The sequence below is a fragment of the Microbispora sp. CL1-1 genome (genome assembly GCF_012034195.1).
Lineage (GTDB): Bacteria > Actinomycetota > Actinomycetes > Streptosporangiales > Streptosporangiaceae > Microbispora.
Genome location: NZ_JAATEK010000002.1, coordinates 101,616 through 120,595 on the forward strand (window position 1 = coordinate 101,616; position 18,980 = coordinate 120,595).

Consider the following 18,980-nt stretch of genomic DNA (forward strand, 5'->3'; position numbering starts at 1 on the left):
CAACGGAGCGTTGTCCACAGGCGGCGGCGGAGCGGCCGGGGAGCCCCGTCACCGCTGCTAGCGTTCCGACTTGGCGGGAGGAGACGGTGTGCCGGTGATTCGACACGGCCTGCGGCGGCGGGCGGTCCGCGCCCTGGGTGACGGAGACGGCGTGCTCGTGATGCACGCCGCCCGAAGCCGGGCGGAGGAGGCCGCATGGTCGTGATCCACGCCGCCTGGGACGGCGGGAGACTCGTGCTCTGGGCGGAGCAGACGTCCGGCGCGGAGCCTGTGGTCTCCCGTGCCGAGGTGCGTCCCCATCCCTTCGCCGTCCCGGCGAGCGTCCTGGCCGCGGAGCTGCCGCGCTGGGGGGACGCCGCGGCCGAGGCGGCCGGCAAGGCCGTGGCCGGCGACGCCGTGCTGCTGCTGCCGAGTTCGGCGACGAGTCCCCTCCCCTCTCCGGAGACGGGCCTGCGGATCGCCGCGCGCCGCCCGAGGATCAGCCCGTGGCGGGTGCCCGCGCTGCTGGTCGAGCCGGGGCCCGCGCTGGGCCTGCTGACCGAGGCGTTCGAACCGCCACCCGTCGCCGGGCCGTCCCTGCGCTATCTCGCGGTCGTCGCCATCCACGCCCGTGACCTGGTGCGGCGTGGCCGGGTGCTGCCCCAGCTCGTCACCGAGGCCGGCGGTTACGCGGCGCGCTGGCGGCCGGTGCTGACCGGCGCGCACGCCGACCGCTTCCGCGAGCTCGCCGCCGCCATGCCGCCGGTCTGCCGGGCGGTGGGGCAGGAGCGGCCGTCCGCCCGATTGCTGACCGAGGCGCTGGCGTGCCTGGCCGACGCCGCCGTACGGCAGGCGCTGCCGGAGCGCCTGCTCGGCGGGCACCGTCCCGGGCTGCGCGGCCCCTTGGCCGACCGGTGGACGGTGGCGCTCACCGGGGACACGGCTGCCCTCCCCGGCGCCCGCCAGGAAGAGGCGGAGGCGCTGGCCCGGCCGTTGGAGGACTGGTTCAGGGCGGCTCACCAGCTCGACGGCCCGGTCAGGGTGTGCTTCCGCCTCGTCGAGCCCCTCCCGCCCGAGGATCAGCCGGATCACGAGACGAGCGCGAACCCGGGTCAGACAGCCGAGCGGGCCGCCACGCAGACGAACACCACCGCGCGGACGGACACCGCGTATTCCGGACCGGGAGGCAGGGCAGCGCCGCCTCCTGCGGGGGGCCTGGCCGGTGACGTACGTCGAGGCGCCGGAGGCGAGGCCACGGGCGCCGGCGCGTGGCGGGTCGAGTTCGCCCTCCAGTCGGCGGAGGACCCGAGCCTCTACGTGCCCGCTCCCCTCGTCTGGGCGGGCGAGAGCATGCCCGGGCTGCCGGGACGGCCGGACGAGACGCTGCTCGCCGGGCTGGGCCGGGCGGCCCGTCTCTACCCGAAGATCGACGACGCACTCCGCGGCCCCCGGCCGACGCACGTCGGCCTCGACGTGGAGGGGGCCTTCCACTTCCTCCGGCACGCCGCGCCTCTCCTGCAGTCGGCCGGCTTCGGCGTGCAACTGCCCGCGTGGGCGGGCCGCACCCGGCTCGGCCTGAAGCTCACCACGCGGTCCCGCTCCGGACCCGGCGCCGCCTCCGACCAGGGGTTCGGGCTGGCGCAGCTCGTGGACTTCCGGGCCGAGCTGGCCGTCGGCGACGAGACGATCAGCGAGGCGGAGCTGGCCGAGCTGGCCCGGCTCAAGGTGCCGCTGGTGCGGCTGCGCGGGCAGTGGGTCGAGCTGGACGCCCGGCAGCTCGGGGCCGCGCTCAAGGCGGTGGAGCGCCGCGGCTCCGGTCAGATGACGATCGGCGAGGTCGTCCAGGAGCTCGTCCACGGCGGGGACGACGACCTTCCGCTCGTCGAGGTGGACGCCGACGGCCTCCTCGGCGACCTGCTGTCGGGCGAGGCCGACCGCCGCCTCGAACCCGTCGCGACCCCGGCCGCCTTCCACGGCACGCTGCGGCCCTATCAGGAACGCGGCCTGGCCTGGCTCAGCTTCATGTCCCAGATCGGCCTCGGCGCCGTCCTCGCGGACGACATGGGCTTGGGCAAAACCGCCCAGACGCTGTCACTCCTACTGAAAGAGCGCGAGTCGAGCGAGCGGTCCGGGGCGACGCTGCTGGTGTGCCCGATGTCGCTGCTCAGCAACTGGCAGAAGGAGGCCGCCCGCTTCGCGCCCTCGCTCGACGTCTACCTCCATCACGGCGCGGGCCGCCTGCGCGGCGAGGAGCTGGCCGAGCGGATCGGCGCGGCCGACCTCGTCCTCACGACGTACGGCACGGCGTTACGCGACCGCGACACCCTGGCCGGGTTCACCTGGGCCCGGGTCGTCTGCGACGAGGCCCAGGCCGTCAAGAACGCCGCCGCCCGGCAGGCCCAGGCGGTGCGCTCGCTCCCGGCGCGTACGCGGCTGGCGCTGACCGGCACCCCGGTCGAGAACCATCTGGCCGAGCTGTGGTCGATCATGGAGTTCTGCAACCCCGGCCTGCTCGGATCGGCGCGGGCCTTCCGTGAGCGCTACCAGGAGCCGATCGAACGGCGGGGCGACGAGACGGCGGCCGCCGCGCTCAAGCGGGCGACCGGCCCGTTCGTGCTCCGGCGCCTCAAGACCGACAAGACGATCATCTCCGACCTCCCGGACAAGATGGAGATGAAGGTCTGGTGCACGCTCACCCCCGAGCAGGCGAGCCTCTACCAGGCGGTGGTCGAGGACATGATGGGCCGGATCGCCGACAGCGAGGGCATCGAGCGGCGCGGGAACGTCCTGGCCGCGATGACCAGGCTCAAGCAGGTCTGCAACCATCCCGCCCATCTGCTCAAGGACGGCTCCCGGCTGTCCGGCAGGTCGGGGAAGCTGGCCCGGCTGGAGGAGCTGGCCGAGGAGATCCTCAGCGAGGGCGACAAGGCGCTGGTCTTCACGCAGTACGCCGAGTTCGGCTCGATGCTGCAGCCCTACCTGGCGGCGCGTCTCGACCGCCCGGTGCTGTGGCTGCACGGCGGGCTGCCGAAGAAGACCCGCGACGCGCTGGTGGAGCGGTTCCAGACCGAGAACGAGCCGATGATCTTCCTGCTGTCGCTCAAGGCCGCCGGCACCGGCCTCAACCTCACCGCCGCCAACCACGTCGTGCACGTGGACCGGTGGTGGAACCCCGCCGTGGAGGACCAGGCGACCGACCGGGCGTTCCGCATCGGCCAGACCCGCAACGTGCAGGTCAGGAAGTTCGTCTGCGTGGGCACGCTGGAGGAGCGGATCGACGAGATGATCGAGCGCAAGAAGGCCCTGGCCCAAAGTGTCGTCGGGACGGGCGAGGACTGGATCGCCACCCTGTCCACGGCGGAGCTGCGCGAGCTGTTCCGCCTGTCCCCCGAGGCGGTGAGCTGAATGCCGGTCGGTCGGGACGGCTGGTTCGAGGCCGCACGGCCCATCAGGGTCGAGGGCGGCATCAAGGCGCGCTCGAAGCGGGGCACCATCGGCGAGCAGTGGTGGTCGCGCCGGTTCGTCGACATCCTGGAGCGCGTCTGCGACCCGGGCAGGCTGAGCCGGGGCCGCGCGTACGCGCGCCGCGGCCAGGTGCTCGGCCTCGACCTCGGCTCCGGCCTGGTGAAGGCCCGGGTGCAGGGTTCGCGACCGGCCCCTTACGACGTGAGCGTGCGCATCACCGCGTACGGCGAGCGGGAGTGGGCGGGGCTGGTCGATGCGCTGGCCGCGCAGGCCCTCCACCGGGCCAAGCTGCTGGCCGGGGAGATGCCACCGGAGATCGAGCAGGTCTTCGAGGCGTGCGGGCTGCCGCTGTTCCCCGGCGAGCGCGGCCTGGACATGGACTGCTCCTGCCCCGACTGGGGCTTCCCGTGCAAGCACCTGTCGGCCGTGCTCTACCTGCTGGCCGAGGCGTTCGACGACGACCCCTTCCTGGTGCTGGCCTGGCGGGGCATGGCCAGGGAGGCGCTGCTCGACGCCCTCCGCGCCACCGGCGGCGGGCGGGCTCCAGGCGAGACAGAGCCGGCAGGCGCCGGGATAGAACCGGGAGGCGGGACATCCGGGCTGCTCGGCGTGGCCGACGTCCCGTTCGCCGAGCGGATCGGCGACTTCTACGAGTCCGGCGCCTCGGCGGCCCGCCTCGGCCCGCCGGCCGATCCCGGGTCGCCTCCCGACCTGCTGCTGCGCGCGCTGGACCCGCCGCAGGTCAAGGCCAGGCACATCCCGTTGCTCGACCTGCTGCGGCCCGCGTACCGGACCCTCGCCGCCTGGGGAGACGAGGAGGCCGGGTAATCCCTCACGGCCGCGCAGAACGAGACGGCCGAGCGGGAGGGTCCTCGGCCCTGTTGCGCCGGATGCCGATCCGCCACCGCCCCTGTCACCGACTCCGCCTGGCTCTGGCGACGCCGCGACCGGACTGATCAGGTGTCCTCGAAGCTCTGCGGGACCATCACGCGGACGCCGTTCGGGACGGTCCTGAGTATGAGCGGGGTGCGCAGTCTCACCTCGCCGTCGATATCGGCCGCCATCGGCGGGTCGGTCTCCAGCAGTATCTCCTGGCCGGTCACGAACGGCCCGCCCGCGAGGCTGGTCCACTTGCCGGTGGTCGCCCGCACGAGGGTCTCCCCGAGCAGGCGCAGCCGCTTGCCCGAGCCGAGCTGATAGGCCACCAGCTTGCGGTTGTCGATGCTGACGTCCTTGGCGATCTGCCAGCCGCCGTGGAAGCGGCCGTTGGCGATGTTGAGCTGGTGGGTCAGCAGCTCGTGGCGCTTGCCGTCCACAGTCAGGTACGCGCGGAACGGCCGGTGCCTCGGCAGGATCGTCATCGCGGTCAGCGGGTAGGCGGCCCGGCCGAGCATCCGCTTGAGCCACGGCTTGACGGTGCCCGCCACCTCGACCGAGACGCCGAAGCTCGCGAGGTTGGCGAAGGGCCGGTCGCCGCAGATGCCGAGGTCGATGTCGGCCACCTTGCCCTCGGTGAACACGCCGATCGCCCCGGGCAGGTCGAGCGGCAGGCCCAGGCTGCGGGCGAAGTTGTTGGTGGTGCCGAGCGGCAGCACGCCGAGGGCGATGTCGCGGCCCGCCACGTGCCTGAACGAGCTGCTCAGCGTGCCGTCGCCGCCGCCCACGACGAGCAGATCGGGGCCGGAGTCGAGCGCGCGGGTCAGGATGTCGCGCAGCCGTGAGGGGTCGGTCACGGGGTGGACGCCGGTGAGCCGGAAGTCCCGCTCCTTCAGCAGCCGCAGCACCTCGGCATAGTGGCGGCGGCCCCGCCGGGACTTGGTGTTCACCACGACCGCGGCCTTCCGCTCCCGGTGGATGGCCGCCGTGTGATCCGCCTTGGTCCGCACGCTCACATGCTAGGGGCAGCCGCGCCCGGGCGCGCGGGCCCGGCGTGACCGCGCCCGCCCGGCATAGCCGGGCCCCGGCATGAGTGTGCCCGGCGGCCGTCCGGAGCGGACGGCGGCCGGGCACGGGGACCACCTGGCGGTGGTTACTTCTTGGCCGGGGTCACCTGGATGATCGCGGCCAGGTTGGCCGGCAGCGGGCTGATCAGCTTGATCTGCACGCCGAGCTGCTTGCCCTCGTCACCGGGGTTGCCGGAGCCGAGGATCGCGCCGCCGATGTCGGTGCCGTACAGCTCCTTGGCCGGGGTGCCGTCCGGGTGGACGATCCGGGTGGTGTACGGCTGGTTGTCCTTCGACGGGACGACCGCCGAGGAGTCACGCTGGCGGTAGTAGAGGCTGCCGTCGCGGATCTCCAGACCGGGGTACCAGCCCTTGGCGTCCGTGAACGACTTCACCGCGGCCTGCTTGCCGAACGAGGTGCAGTACTCCTTGAACGGCTCGCCCTCGACGCACTCCTTGAACGGGTAGGTGCCGACGAAGTTGAACGCCGCGTTGGACGACTGCGGGCGGGACGGCAGGTTCTTCAGGACGGTCGGGTCCTTCTGCGCCGCCGCACCCGTACGGCGCAGCGGGTCGAAGTGCGAGTCCACGATGAGCAGCTCGCCCTTCGGGCCCACCGACGGCAGGTCGAACGTGCGGCCCGAGACGTCGTTGTTGGACACCGAGGTGTCGCGGTACCACACGAGCAGACCGGGGGCGTTGTACTTGACCTTCTCGACCTTCCAGGCGCCGTCGCGCAGCCAGGTCGTGTCGTAGGCGTACTCCAGGCCCTTGTCGAACCCGTCGAAGTTGCGCCACTCGGCCAGGTAGTACTGCGCCGCCTGCTCCTCACCGGGGTGGATGATCCAGCCGGCGCCGCTGGTGTCGGTGAACGTGCCCTTGGTGGTCGTCCAGCCGTTGGCGCCGCCCTCGACGTCGTCGGTCCAGACCGCGGTGGCGCCGCTGTTCAGCGAGAAGTCGTCGTTGAACCAGCCGCGCTGCACGGACGCCGCGTCCGTGGCGTAACGCAGGCGGATCTGGACGGACGTGCCAGCGAACGGCGCGAGGTCGACGTACAGGTGGTGCCAGCCGCCGCTCTCACCGGTGAGGCCGTACTTCTTGTTGCCGTAGTCCTTCAGGCGGCCGTTCGGGTCGGTGTAGTCGTCACCGGTGGTGGCGAGGCTGCCGTCCTCGTTGTAGATCTTCTGCTCGGTCCAGGTGGCGCCGCCGTCCGTGGAGATCTCGAAGAAGCCGAAGTCCCAGTCGGTCTCGATGCCCCAGTCGCTCCACCACCAGAACTTCGCGTCCGACCCGGCCGGGACGTCGACGGTCCTGCTCAGCTTGTTGTCGGCCCAGTCCTGGTCGCTGTTGGACCACCACATGTTCGTCCCGCTGTGCGGGACGGACATGATGTTCTGCTTGTCCGGCAGGTTGATCCGGACGCCGTCCTCGGTGCCCTTGGGCGTACGCGAGGTCTGGCCGACCACCAGGAGCTGGTCCTTGCCGCCCGGCTCGATGACCTTCGGGTTGGCCCAGCCGAGCACCCACTTGTCCCACAGGCCCATGTGGGTGGGCAGGGACTGGAAGATCGGCCCGGAGTGCGAGCCGCTCGACATCAGGTCCCAGAAGTCGACGTCGGAGTCGCCGGCGCCGGTGGTGTCGTACAGGTCCGGCAGGCCGAGGTCGTGGCCGTACTCGTGGGCGAACACGCCGACCCCCGCGTCCTCCGGCTGGAGGATGTAGTTGGAGATCTTGATGTTCGTGCCCGGCACCGTGTATCCGCCGGCCACGTCGCTGGAGTGGGCCCACAGGGAGAACGTGCCCTCGGCGCCGCCGCCACCGGACTTGTCCTCACCGGCGTGGATCAGCACGAGGTGGTCGATGACGCCGTCCGGCTCGTCGTAGTTGCCGTCGCCGTCGGCGTCGGAGGTGTCCTCGACGTCGTAGTCGGCCCACGGGAAGTTCGGGTTCGACTGCACGAGCGCGTTGACCGCGTCGATCGCGAGCTGGGCGGGGCCGCGCGGGTTGTCCGGGTGACCGGTCATGTCCTGCGGGTAGGTGTGGCACTTGCCCGCGCCGTACCACGCCTCGGAGTGCGGCACCTTGAGCCAGCCGACGGCCTGACCGGTGACGGTGTAGGCGCCCTTGGACATCTCCTCGTACATGTTCTTCAGGGTCGAACCGGAGATGTCGATGCCCTTCTTGCCGTCCCGGGGGTCCTTCAGGTCCGGACGGACCCGGGTCGTGATCCCCTTGGAGGTGTAGAGCATGTTGTTGTAATGGGCCGTGTTGAAGTCGGCCACCCACATGGAGTTGTTGTCCTTGCCCCCACCGCCGGCGGTGGCGGGGTTGGGGATCGTGTTGTGCAGCGGGCCGTTCAGCTTGGTGCCCGGCGGCTCGGTGATGCAGTCGTCGACGTCGTCGATCGTCCTCGGGTGCGACCAGCCGGAGAAGTCGTCGTTGGCCTGGTCGTTGAACTCGACCAGCAGCGTGAGGAGCTTGGCGGTCCGGGTCGTCTTCGCCTTCTTGTAGATGAAGTCGAAGGGGTTCTTCCCGGTCCTGATCGCCTGCTTCTCATGCTTGGCCAGGACCCGCGCCGCGACCGGGTTGCCGCTCGCGAACTTGTGGTCGATCGCCCGCGCCAGCGCGGCGGTGCGCTTGACGCCCTGGGACGGGACCTTCTCCTCGGTGGTGGTGAAGTCGCCCTGAACGCGCGGCGGCGCGTAGTTGATGTAGTGGTCCTTGGCGGAGGGCTGGTAGCCCGCCGTGGGCGCCGCAGCCGCGCCTGCTGCGGCCAGACCTCCTGCCGCCAGCCCGAGCGCGGGCACGATCGCGGCGAGACGCCGGATTCTTCTGGACAACGAGATCCCTTCCCGTCCGGGTTCCCCGGACACCCATGCACAGCGCGCCGGGATGAGCGCGCATGCGGGACCTTAAACGAGGGGGTAAAGGCCGGGTAAAGAGCGATCCGGCATGGTTGTCAAAATGTGATCTGTACCGAAAACCGTTAATAATTCCGGATGGGACCTGATACCGAACAGTGCCGTAAAGTCCAGACGTGAACGAGCTGACTTCCGCGCTCGCCGCGGCGCTGCCGGACGGGCGAGTCCTCACCGATCCCGACGTCGTCGACTCGTACGCCAGGGACCGCACCTTCGTGCCGCCGGGCAGGCCGCTCGGCGTGGTGCTCGCGCGGTCCCGCGACGACGTCGTGGCCACGATGCGCTGGGCGACCGAGCACCGCGTGCCGGTGGTCCCGCGCGGCGCGGGCACCGGGCTCGCCGGCGGGGCGACGGCCGTCGACGGCTGCGTCGTCCTGTCGCTCGCCCGGATGACCGCGATCCGCGAGCTGTCGCCGCAGGACGAGATCGCGGTCGTGGAGCCCGGCGTCATCACCGCCGACCTCGACCGGGCGGCCCGCGAGCACGGCCTGATGTACGCCCCCGACCCCTCGTCGTACGAGATCTCGACCATCGGCGGCAACCTGGCGACCAACGCGGGCGGGCTGCGGTGCGTGAAATACGGCGTGACCCGCGACTCGACGCTCGGGCTCGAGGTCGTGCTGGCGGACGGGCGGGTGCTGAACACCGGCCGCCGCACGATGAAGGGCGTGGCCGGATATGACCTGACCGGCCTGTTCGTCGGCTCGGAGGGCACGCTCGGCGTGATCACGGCCGCGACCGTGCGGCTGCGGCGGGCCCCGGGCGAGCTGGCCACGATCGCCGCCGAGTTCACCTCGCTGCGCGACGCCGCGGCGGCCGTCTCGGCGATCGTCGCCGCGGGCTGCCGGCCGTCGATGCTCGAACTCATGGACCGCACGACGCTGCAGGCCATCGACGACTGGAAGAACATCGGGCTTGAGCCGTCCACCAGGGCGATGCTCATCGCCCAGGCCGAGGGCTCGGCGGACGAGATGGCCGCGCTGTGCGGCGCCGCGTCGTTCGTGGCGGTGTCGTCCACGCCGGAGGAGGCCGCCGAGCTGATCGGCGTCAGGCGCCTGGCCTACCACGCCAAGGAGCGGCTGGGCCAGTGCCTCGTGGAGGACGTGTGCGTGCCCCGCTCGGTGCTCCCCGAGATGATCACCGCGATCGAGGAGGCCGCGGCACGGCACGGCGTGCTGATCGCGACGGTCGCCCACGCGGGGGACGGCAACGTGCACCCGGTGTTCATATTCGACCGCGGCCTCGCCGAGCCGCCGGAAGAGGTGTGGGCCGCCGCCGACGAGGTCTTCCGCGCCGCGCTCGACCTCGGCGGCACGCTCACCGGCGAACACGGCGTCGGCCTGCTGAAAAAGCGCTGGCTCGGCCTCGAAACCGGCCCGGTGGCCGCCGAACTGCACCAGGGCATCAAGCAGGTGTTCGACCCTTTGAACATCCTCAACCCCGGTAAGGCCATCTGACCACTGGTAGCGTTTGGTGCCATTGTCAGGTTGCGTGGTAATCGGGGGCGATGGTGGCGTTAGAGGCTGGGGATCCCGACCGCCTGGGCCCGTTCACGCTCGTCGACCGGCTCGGTGAAGGCGGCCAGGGAGTCGTCTTCCTCGGGCGCGGGCCGGCGGGCGAGCAGGTCGCGGTCAAGTTGCTGCACACCCGTCTGACGGCCGATCCGGAGGCGCGGGAGCGGTTCCTGCGCGAGGTCGCGCTGGCGCAGCGGGTCGCGCCCTTCTGCACTGCCCCTGTGCTGTACGCCGACCTCGCCGGCAATCAGCCGTTCATCGTCAGCGAGTTCGTGTCCGGGCCCTCGCTGCGGCAGCTCGTCGACCGGGAGGGGCCGCGCCGGGGCGCCGCGCTCGAACGGCTCGCCATCAGCACGGCGACGGCGCTGGCCGCCATCCACCGGGCGGGCATCACCCATCGCGACTTCAAGCCGGCCAACGTCCTGATGGGGCCCGAGGGCCCGGTCGTCATCGACTTCGGGGTGGCCAGGGCGCCCGACTCGCCCCAGTCAACCGCGACCGGCGCGTCCATCGGCACGCCCGCCTACCTGGCCCCCGAGGTGCTCTCCGGCGGCACCGCGGGCGCGTCCGCCGACATGTTCGCCTGGGGCGTCACGATGGTGTTCGCCGCCACCGGCAGGCCCGCCTTCGGCGCGGACTCGATCCCCTCGGTGATCACCCGGATCCTGAACACGCCGCCCGACCTGGGCGACCTCGCGGCACCCCTGCGCGACATCGTCGCCGCGTGCCTGTCGAAGGACCCCGCGCTGCGTCCCTCGGCCGAGGACGTGGTCGCGCGGCTCACCGGACAGCCCACCGTTCCCGTACGGCAGGCCGCCGCACCGCAGGCGCCGGGACCCTACGCGACCGGGCCGCAGGCGCCCCCGGCGGGACCGCAGGCCGCCGCACCGCACGCCCCCATACCGGGACCGCACGGCCCCGCACCGGCACCCGGACCCCACGCGCCGGGGCCACAGGCACCCGGACCACAGGCACCGCAGGCACCGCAGCCGGCCGGGGCGCAGGGGCCGGGGCCGCAGGCACCCGGACCACAGGCACCCGGGCATGCACCCGGACCACAGGCACCGCAGGCGCCCGGACCTCACGCGCCCGCTGCCGGGCCGCGGGGTGCCGGAGCGCCCACGCCGCCCGGATCTCCCACGCGGCGGCCCGTGCTGACGTGGACGGCGGCCGCGGTCGGCGTGTCGGCCCTCGCGGCGGCGGCCTTCCTCGTGCCGACGTGGGTGTCCGCCAAGCAGATCTCGTCCGAGGACGCCCTCGGCCCCACCGCGACGCCCGCGGTGATCGAGTCCCAGGACGTCGAGGTGCCCCTCCCGCAGCCGTCCGAGCTGGTCACCGAACCCGCGCGGCCGAAGGGCGGGAAGCCCTCGCCGAGCCCCTCGGCACACCGGCAGACCGTGGCGCCGAAGCCGGGCGCCACCCCGGCGCGCACCCGCCAGGCGCGGCCGTCGCCCTCCCGCACGGCACGGGCCCAGGCCAAGCCCACCCACAAGGCCACCACACCGACGCAGACCAACCCGCTGCCCGCGCAGACCACCCCGGCCCCGGCGAAGACCACCGCCGCACCCAAGCCCACCGCGACGAAGACCACCGCCGCACCCAAGCCGACCGCGGCGAAGACCACCGCGGCGCCCAAGCCCAACCCGTACACCGCCGCGGGCGTGTGCGGGAGCGGCTACAGCGTCATCGACTCGCACTCCTTCGGCTCGGCGACGACATACCTGCTCTACAACGCGTCCAACGGCTACAACTGTGTGATCACGATGTCGAAGTACGTCGTGCCCGGGAAGATCAAGATGAGCGCGGTGCTGAAGGTCCAGAACGGGTCGTCCAACAGCGACTCCGGCAGCTACACGACGTATGCCGGCCCGATCCGGCTGGCCGCGAAGAGCAAGTGCGTCATCTGGGGCGGCGGCTACGGCAGCGCCTCCTGGAGCAGCGCGTGGTCGCACTGCTCCTGATCCCGGAACCACAGGGCTTGATCCCGGAACCACAGGGCTTGATCCCGAACCCACACGGCCTGGTCCCGAAGCCACCGGGGCCGGGCAGGAGGCCGGGCCCGGCCCGTTGACGTGACGGCGGCTCACCACGGAGGATCATCAGGTGACAGAACTCGGTTCGGTGGTGCGATGACGGTGCTCGTGAGCCGGCTGGAGACCTCCAGCGGCGAGTACGGCACGCGGCGCGAGGCCATGCTGGCGAAGCTCGCCGAGCTGGAGGCCGAGCACGCCAAGGCCGTCGCCGGAGGCGGGCCCAAATATGTCGAACGGCACCGGGAGCGCGGCAAGCTGCTCCCCCGCGAGCGCATCGAACTGCTCGTCGACCCCGACTCGCCGTTCCTGGAGCTGTCGCCGCTGGCGGCCTGGGGCACCGAGTATCCCGTCGGCGCGAGCGTCGTCACCGGCATCGGGGTGATCGAGGGCGTCGAGTGCGTCATCACCGCCAACGACCCGACCGTGCGCGGCGGCGCGTCCAATCCCTGGACGCTGCGCAAGACCCTGCGCGCCGCCGAGATCGCGCTGCGCAACCGCATGCCGTACGTGAACCTGGTGGAGTCGGGCGGCGCGGACCTGCCGTCGCAGAAGGACATCTTCATCCCCGGCGGCCAGGTGTTCCGCGACCTCACCCGGCTGTCGGCCGAGGGGATCCCGACGATCACGCTGGTCTTCGGCAACGCCACCGCGGGCGGCGCGTACGTGCCGGGCCTGAGCGACCACGTCGTCATGGTGCGGGAGCGGGCCAAGGTGTTCCTCGGCGGCCCGCCGCTGGTGAAGATGGCCACCGGCGAGGAGTCCGACGACGAGTCGCTGGGCGGCGCGGAGATGCACGCGCGGACCTCCGGGCTGGCCGACCATCTCGCCGCCGACGAGTTCGACGCGCTGCGGATCGGCCGCCGCATCGTGCGGCGGCTCAACTGGCGCAAGGCCGGGAACGTTCCCGCGTCCGGTTACGCGGAGCCGCTGTACGACGAGGACGAGCTGCTGGGGATCGTGCCGGAGGACCTGAAGGTCCCCTTCGACCCCCGCGAGGTCCTGGCCCGGGTGGTGGACGGCAGCGACTTCGACGAGTTCAAGCCGCTCTACGGGCCGAGCCTGGTCACCGGGTGGGCGAGCGTCCACGGCCACCCGGTCGGGGTCCTCGCCAACGCCAGCAGCGTGCTGTTCGGCGCGGAGTCGCAGAAGGCGGCCCAGTTCATCCAGCTCGCGAACCAGACGCGCACGCCGTTGGTCTTCCTGCAGAACACCACGGGGTACATGGTCGGCAGGGACTACGAGCAGAGCGGCATCATCAAGCACGGCGCACTGATGATCAACGCGGTGGCCAACTCGACCGTGCCGCACATCACAATCGTCATGGGCGCCTCCTACGGCGCGGGCAACTATGGCATGTGCGGGCGGGCCTACGACCCCCGCTTCCTGTTCAGCTGGCCGAGCGCGAAGTCGGCCGTCATGGGCCCGGCCCAGCTCGCGGGCGTCATGTCGATCGTGGGCCGGGCCGCCGCGCAGGCGCGGGGGCAGGCGTACGACGAGGAGGCCGACGCGGCGATGCGCGCCGCGGTCGAGGCGCAGATCGAGTCGGAGTCGGCGGCGTTCTTCCTGTCCGGCCGCCTGTACGACGACGGGGTCATCGACCCCCGCGACACCCGTACGGTGCTCGGGCTGTGCCTGTCGGCGGTGGCGGGGGCACCGGACCCGGGCCGGGCCGGCTACGGCGTCTTCCGGATGTGACCGGCATGCTCACTGGCACCATGCTCATCGGCACCATGCTCATGAAGATCGACGGGGGTGAGGGGTCATGATCGGGCGACTGCTGGTCGCGAACCGCGGGGAGATCGCCCGCCGGGTCTTCCGCACCTGCCGCGAGCTGGGAATCGAGACCGTCGCCGTCTTCACCGACGCCGACGCGTCCGCCCCGCACACCGCCGAGGCCGACCAGGCCGTACGGCTGGGCGCGCCCCTGGCGTACCTCGACCCGGAGCGGATCGTCGAGGCGGCCCGCAGGTCGGGCGCCGACGCGATCCATCCCGGCTATGGCTTTTTGTCGGAGAACGCCGGTTTCGCCCGCGCCGTGCTGGAGGCCGGGCTGACCTGGATCGGCCCCTCCCCCGAGGCCGTCGCCGCGATGGGCAAGAAGATCGAGGCGAAGGCGCTGATGGAGGAGGCCGGGGTGCCGGTCCTGCCGACCATCCCGCTCTCCCCGGACGCCCCCGTGGAGCTGACCGGTCCCGTGCTGGTCAAGGCGTCGGCGGGCGGCGGCGGGCGCGGCATGCGGGTGGTGCGCGATCCGGCCGGCCTCGCCGGGGCCGTCGAGTCGGCCCGGCGGGAGGCGCTGTCGGCCTTCGGCGACGGCACGCTGTTCGCCGAGCCCCTGCTGGAGGGCGCCCGCCACATCGAGGTGCAGATCCTCGCCGACGCCCACGGCACGGTCTGGGCGCTCGGCGAGCGCGAGTGCTCGATCCAGCGCCGCCACCAGAAGGTGATCGAGGAGGCTCCCTCCCCCGCGGTCACCCCCGAGCTGCGCCGCGAGCTGAGCGACACGGCGATCCGGGCCGCCCGCGCGATCGGCTACCAGGGCGCGGGCACCGTCGAGTTCCTGCTGTCCGACGAGGGCTTCTTCTTCCTGGAGATGAACACCCGCCTCCAGGTGGAGCACCCGGTCACCGAGAGCGTCTACGGGGTCGACCTGGTCCGGCTGCAGATCGAGGTCGCCGAGGGCGCCCACCTCGCCGCGCTGCCGCCGAGCCCGGTCGGTCACGCGATCGAGGCCCGCCTGTACGCGGAGGACTCCGAGGGCCGCCCGCAGAGCGGCGTGCTGCGCCGTTTCGAGATCCCCGGCGTGGACGGCGAGTTCGGGCACGAGGCGCGGCTGCGGCTCGACTCGGGCGTGACGTCCGGCACCGAGGTGGGCGTCCACTACGACCCGATGCTCGCCAAGGTCGTCTCGTACGGCCGCGACCGGGCGGAAGCTGCCCGGCGGCTGGCGGACGTGCTCGCGCGGGCGCGCATCCACGGGCTGACGACCAACCGCGACCTGCTCGTGGGAGTGCTGCGGCACCCGGACTTCCTGTCCGGGGCGCTCGACACCGGTTTCCTCGACCGGCATCCCGCACCGGCCCCGCTCGCCGGTCCCGAGGCCGTACGGCTGTCGGCGCTCGCGGCGGCGCTCGCCGGAGCGGCGGCCAACCGCGCCGCCGCCCGCCGCGACGGCGTGCTGGGCGGGCTGCCGAGCGGCTGGCGCAACGTTCCCTCCCAGCCGCAACGTGTGGCGTTCGACGCCGAGGACGGCGGGCGGCTGGAAGTCGCCTACCGGCTGACCAGGGACGGGCTGCGGGCCGAGGGCTTCGATGACGTCACGCTCGTGGCGGCGGAACCCGGCCGGGTGGTGCTGGAGACCACGGGCCTGCGGCGCACCTTCGAGGTGGCCGCCTACCCCGGGGCGCACCCCGGTGTGGTGCATGTCGACTCCCCGCTCGGACCGGTGCGGCTCACCCCGGTCGAGCGGCTGCCGCAACCGGCCGCGAGCGTGACGCCGGGGGCGCTGCCCGCCCCCATGCCGGGTACGGTCCTGCGCGTCGAGGTCAAGCCCGGCGACGTGGTCGAGACCGGGCAGCCGGTGGTCGTGCTGGAGGCGATGAAGATGGAGCACCTGATCGTGTCTCCCGCCTCGGGCACGGTGGCCGCACTGCACGTGACGCCGGGCACGCAGGTCGAGGCGGGCGTGCCTCTCGCCGTGATCGAGCCGTCGCCGCCGCAGGAACCGGACGGCGGCCCGCGGACGGAGGCTCCCCCGGCAGAGCCGGGCCCAGAGGCAGGGACAGGGACAGAGACAGGGACGGATTCAGGGGCGGACACAGGGGCGGACACAGGGGCGGCGACCGGCCCGGTGATCGGTGGGGTGACCGACCCCGTGATGGATGCGGGCCCGGATCCGGACCTCGGCGAACGTCCCGGCGCGGAAAGCCTCCCGGAGACGAGGCCAGAGTCGAGCCCGGAGGCGAGACCGGAGACGTTCTCGGCGACGGGCGCGCCACCGGAGACGGACGCCGCAAGCCATCGTGCAATGGACACCGGTGCGCATCCGGCATTCGGCACCGCCGGGCATCCGGGCACGGCGACCGGCCCGGTCATGGGGACGGGCGTTCCCTCCGGCATCGAGACGGGCGCCGGTCCGGGCACGCAGGGCGGCCCGGAGATCGGCAGTCCGATCCCCAGTCCGATCGGCAGTCCGATCGACGCTGATCGGGGCGGGGAGGCGACGCAGCCGTGAGCGAGCCCCAGGACGTGCTGGTACGCCGCGAGCAGGCGGGCGGCGTGGCCACGATCACGCTCGACTCCCCGCACAACCGCAACGCCCTGTCGTCCCGGCTGCTGCGGCAGCTCGACGACGCCCTGTCCTGGGCGCTCGACGAGCCCGCCGTACGGGTGATCGTGCTGACCGGCACGGGACCGGTGTTCTGCGCGGGCGCCGACCTGAAGGAGCAGCGCGGCGGAGGGGCGCCGGTCACCGCGTCGTTTCCCGACATCATGCTGCGGATCTGGGAGAGCCCGAAGCCGGTCGTGTGCCGCCTGAACGGCACGGCACGAGCGGGCGGTCTCGGGCTGGTGGCGGCCTGCGACTTCGCCATCGCCCCGGCGACCGCTTCGTTCGCCTTCACCGAGGTGCGGCTCGGGGTGGTCCCCGCCATGATCGCGGTCACCTGCCTGCGCCGCCTGGAGCCCCGGGCCGCGGCCGAGTATTTCCTCACCGGCGAGGTCTTCAGCGCCGGACGTGCGGTGGAGATCGGCCTGCTGACCCGGGCCGTGCCCGAAGAGGACCTGGACGCGACCGTGGCCCACTACACCGGCATGCTGCTGCGCGGCGGCCCGGAGGCGCTGGCGATCACCAAGCGGCTCGTGCGGGAGGTGCCGCAACTATCGGTCGAGGAGGGGTTCCGCGCGATGGCCGCGCTGTCCGCGGAGCGCTTCACCTCGGCGGAGGGGCAGGAGGGCATCCGGGCCTTCGCCGAGAAGCGGCCCGCCGCCTGGGTTCCCGCCGACGCGCCGTCCCCGGAAGCCGGGCGATGACGGCGCAGGCCGGGGCGATGACGCCGAAGGCCCGGCAGATGCCCGCGAAAGCCGCGCGGAGAACACCGGAGGCGGGCGGATGACATCGAAGGCCGGGCTTACGACGGCGCAGGCCGGGCGGCAGGGACCGATCCGGGTCGCGAACTGCGGCGGCTTCTACGGCGACCGGCTGTCGGCCGCCGAGGAGATGGTCGAGGGCGGGCCGATCGACGTGCTGACCGGCGACTGGCTGGCCGAGCTCACCATGTCGATCCTCGCGGGCAACCGGCTCAAGGGCCGCCCCGGCTACGCGCGTACGTTCCTGACCCAGATGGAGCAGGTCCTCGGCACCTGCCTCGACCGAGGCATCAAGGTCGTCGCCAACGCGGGCGGCCTCGACCCGGCCGGGTGCGCGGAGGCGGTCTCGGCCCTGGCCGACCGGCTCGGGCTGCGCGCGTCCGTCGCCCACGTCACCGGCGACGACCTCATGCCGCTCGCCGAGCCGCCGGTCAACATCGACACCGGTGAGACCCTGGGCGCGACTCCGCTCACCGCCAACGCCTACCTCGGCGGCCGGCCGATCGCCGTGGCGCTGGAGCACGGCGCGGATGTCGTCGTGACCGGGCGGGTCACCGACGCGGCGCTGGTCACCGGGCCCGGCATGTGGTGGTTCGGCTGGGATCCGGGCGACCTCGACGCGCTGGCCGGATCCGTCGTCGCCGGGCACGTGATCGAGTGCGGCTGCCAGGCGACCGGCGGCAACTACGCCTTCTTCGAGGAGGTGCCCGACCTCGCCCACTGCGGCTTCCCCATCGCCGAGCTGTACGCCGACGGATCGAGCGTGATCACCAAGCACCCCGGCACCGGCGGGCTGGTCTCTACCGGGACCGTGACCGCGCAACTGCTGTACGAGATCGCCTCGCCGCGCTATCTCGGGCCCGACGTGACCGCCAGGTTCGACACCATACGGCTGGAGCAGGAGTGCCCCGACCGGGTCAGGATCACGGGCGTGCGCGGCGAGCCCCCGCCGGACACGCTGAAGGTCGCCGTCACCTACCTCGGCGGCTACCGCAACACGATGACGCTCGTGCTGACCGGCCTCGACATCGCCGCCAAAGCCCGCATCGCGCAGGAGGCGATCTGGGCGCGCGTCCCCCGCGAGTCGTTCGAACAGGTCCACGTGGAGCTGACTCCCCTCGGCGCGGACGGCGCGGGCTCGGCCGCGCCCGGCCCGGAAACCGGCGGACACCCGGCCAGGGGCGGCGCGGGCACAGCCGGTGCCGGCGGCAGCGTCACGGATGGCGCGGGCGAAGGCGGCGCGGGTGCGGACGAGCCCCGCACGGGTGGCATGACCACCGGCGGCGCGGGTGCGGGCGACCCGCGCACAAGCGCCGTAGATGAGGGCAGCCCCCGCACGGGCAGCGTGACCACACACGGTGTGGGCGCGGCCGCGACCGCGCTGTTGCGGATCACGGTCATGGACTCCGATCCGCGCAAGGCGGGGCGGACGTTCTCCTCCGCCGTGGTGGAGACCGGCCTGGCGAGCTATCCCGGCTTCTACGGCCTGACCCCGCCCGGCGACGCCTCCCCCTACGGGGTCTACTGGCCCTCGTCGGCCGACGCGCGGGCCGTGCTCCCGGTGGTGACCGTGGACGGAGTCCGCGTCGAGGTGCCGCACACCCCTCCGTCCGGTCCGCTGCTGGGCGAGCAGGCGGGCGGGCCGCCCAGTGAGACGCCCGGCGACACCGTTCCTCCGTACGCCGGGGATCTCGCGGCCGGGCCGGTCATGCCGCTCGGCAGGGTCGCCGGCGCCCGCTCGGGCGACAAGGGCGGCGACGCCAACCTCGGCGTCTGGGTGCGCGATCCCGCGCGCTATCCGTGGCTCGCGGCGTTCCTGACCGTGAAGCGGCTCAGGGAGCTGCTGCCGGAGGTCGGCGACCTGCCGATCGAACGGTTCGCGCTCCCGAACCTGCACGCGCTGAACTTCGTCGTCCACGGGCTCCTGGGCCGGGGCGTGGCGGCCAGCCCGCTCCTGGACGCCCAGGCGAAGGCGCTCGGCGAGCGGCTTCGGGCTGTATGCGTGCCCATTCCGCTATGACTAGGATTGCGCCGTTC

10 protein-coding genes are annotated in these 18,980 nt (G+C 72.7%); 8 read left to right on the forward strand and 2 right to left on the reverse strand.

Annotated elements, in window-relative coordinates:
• Positions 1-195 precede the first annotated feature (195 nt).
• Both HCK04_RS02945 and HCK04_RS02950 read left to right on the forward strand, forming a co-directional pair.
• The gene (locus HCK04_RS02945; protein ID WP_142645327.1) at positions 196-3,384 is read left to right on the forward strand and encodes a DEAD/DEAH box helicase; all 3,189 of its coding nucleotides are present in this window, start codon (positions 196-198) and stop codon (positions 3,382-3,384) included.
• Positions 3,385-4,272 carry an SWIM zinc finger family protein gene (locus tag HCK04_RS02950; RefSeq protein ID WP_142645328.1) on the forward strand — a complete coding sequence of 296 codons (888 nt, stop codon included), beginning with the start codon at positions 3,385-3,387 and terminating at the stop codon, positions 4,270-4,272.
• A 128-nt stretch (positions 4,273-4,400) separates the two neighbouring features.
• Here HCK04_RS02950 and HCK04_RS02955 read toward each other — a convergent pair whose 3' ends face one another.
• Together HCK04_RS02955 and HCK04_RS02960 are read right to left on the reverse strand one after the other, a co-directional pair.
• Complete coding sequence (locus HCK04_RS02955; protein ID WP_142645329.1) at positions 4,401-5,330, reverse strand: diacylglycerol kinase family protein; 930 nt, start codon at positions 5,328-5,330, stop codon at positions 4,401-4,403.
• Positions 5,331-5,473: 143 nt separating this feature from the next.
• A complete protein-coding gene (locus HCK04_RS02960; protein WP_142645330.1) occupies positions 5,474-8,227 on the reverse strand; it encodes an immune inhibitor A domain-containing protein in 2,754 nt (917 codons plus the stop codon).
• 197 nt (positions 8,228-8,424) lie between these two features.
• On the opposite strand from HCK04_RS02960, the gene HCK04_RS02965 reads away from it, so the two are divergent.
• The 6 genes from HCK04_RS02965 (at position 8,425) to HCK04_RS02995 (ending at position 18,963) form a co-directional block, all read left to right on the forward strand.
• Positions 8,425-9,765, forward strand: coding sequence for an FAD-linked oxidase C-terminal domain-containing protein (locus HCK04_RS02965; RefSeq protein ID WP_260617056.1), 1,341 nt, complete (start codon positions 8,425-8,427; stop codon positions 9,763-9,765).
• A 50-nt stretch (positions 9,766-9,815) separates the two neighbouring features.
• Positions 9,816-11,783, forward strand: a complete 1,968-nt coding sequence (locus HCK04_RS40900) for a serine/threonine-protein kinase (RefSeq protein WP_205829775.1) — start codon at positions 9,816-9,818, stop codon at positions 11,781-11,783.
• A 168-nt stretch (positions 11,784-11,951) separates the two neighbouring features.
• Positions 11,952-13,550 carry a carboxyl transferase domain-containing protein gene (locus tag HCK04_RS02980; RefSeq protein ID WP_142645331.1) on the forward strand — a complete coding sequence of 533 codons (1,599 nt, stop codon included), beginning with the start codon at positions 11,952-11,954 and terminating at the stop codon, positions 13,548-13,550.
• 67 nt (positions 13,551-13,617) lie between these two features.
• Positions 13,618-16,089, forward strand: a complete 2,472-nt coding sequence (locus tag HCK04_RS02985; RefSeq protein ID WP_142645332.1) for a biotin carboxylase N-terminal domain-containing protein — start codon at positions 13,618-13,620, stop codon at positions 16,087-16,089.
• Positions 16,086-16,886: an enoyl-CoA hydratase-related protein gene (locus tag HCK04_RS02990; RefSeq protein WP_185948908.1), complete on the forward strand. Its 801-nt coding sequence runs from the start codon at positions 16,086-16,088 to the stop codon at positions 16,884-16,886. The genes HCK04_RS02985 and HCK04_RS02990 overlap by 4 nt, the downstream gene beginning before the upstream one ends.
• A 79-nt stretch (positions 16,887-16,965) precedes the next feature.
• Entirely contained in the window at positions 16,966-18,963 is a 1,998-nt protein-coding gene (locus tag HCK04_RS02995) for an acyclic terpene utilization AtuA family protein (protein WP_142645333.1), read from the forward strand.
• Positions 18,964-18,980 lie beyond the last annotated feature (17 nt).

Bases quoted from the DNA above. Each gene is read 5' to 3' on its own strand.
- HCK04_RS02945 (WP_142645327.1), top strand. From the start codon at position 196: ATGGTCGTGATCCACGCCGCCTGGGACGGCGGGAGACTCGTGCTCTGG.
- HCK04_RS02950 (WP_142645328.1), top strand. From the start codon at position 3,385: ATGCCGGTCGGTCGGGACGGCTGGTTCGAGGCCGCACGGCCCATCAGG.
- HCK04_RS40900 (WP_205829775.1), top strand. From the start codon at position 9,816: ATGGTGGCGTTAGAGGCTGGGGATCCCGACCGCCTGGGCCCGTTCACG.
- HCK04_RS02980 (WP_142645331.1), top strand. From the start codon at position 11,952: ATGACGGTGCTCGTGAGCCGGCTGGAGACCTCCAGCGGCGAGTACGGC.
- HCK04_RS02985 (WP_142645332.1), top strand. From the start codon at position 13,618: ATGATCGGGCGACTGCTGGTCGCGAACCGCGGGGAGATCGCCCGCCGG.
- HCK04_RS02995 (WP_142645333.1), top strand. From the start codon at position 16,966: ATGACATCGAAGGCCGGGCTTACGACGGCGCAGGCCGGGCGGCAGGGA.